This is a genomic window from Mycobacterium sp. (genome assembly GCF_008709575.1).
GTDB lineage: Bacteria > Actinomycetota > Actinomycetes > Mycobacteriales > Mycobacteriaceae > Mycobacterium.
Window position 1 is genome coordinate 1 of sequence record NZ_VYIK01000517.1, and the last position, 560, is coordinate 560.

General features: G+C 67.3%; 1 pseudogene. It reads right to left on the reverse strand.

Going from position 1 to position 560, the window contains the following annotated elements:
- Positions 1-345, reverse strand: a pseudogene (locus tag F6Q13_RS19920) (amidohydrolase); the annotation flags it as partial.
- Positions 346-560: the final 215 nt, after the last annotated feature.

The following is a 560-nucleotide window of genomic DNA, read 5'->3' on the forward strand; positions in this document are numbered from 1 at the left end:
GGCCGGGTCGGCCGTCGGCAGCGCGGCAAACCCGGCCAGCCGCTGCGGATGATCACCGATCGCAGCGGCCAGGTCGTCGTTGATCGCCCTGGCCAGGGCAACGGCGTCGGAACCGGGCACTTGCTCCAGTCCCGGAGCCGTCAGCGACAACACCTGAACGTCGATGCCCGCCGCGTCCATCTCGGCGATGCGCCCGGACGCCACGTCACTCAACCGCTCGGCGAGCCTGCCCGCACCGCCGGGAAACCGTTGCGATCCCGACGCCATGCGTTCGAAGTGCTCGCGCCCCGGGCCTTCGAAGAACTGCTTGGTGGCGAAATGCTCCTCCAGGGCCACGATCCGCACGAACTCGACCTCCTATCTCGCCGCGGCCTCTGTCACCCTACCGCCGTTGCAGAACAGTGTTTGCTTGCACGCCTGCTCGCCACCCCGTGAAAACCTGTGCCAGGTCGCCAATGTCGACCGGGCCCCGTGGATTCGCCGGAAAGATCGCTGTGGACATTCGTGATTCCGAACCGGATTGGGGTCCCTACGCAGCACCGACCGCTGCGGAGAATGCG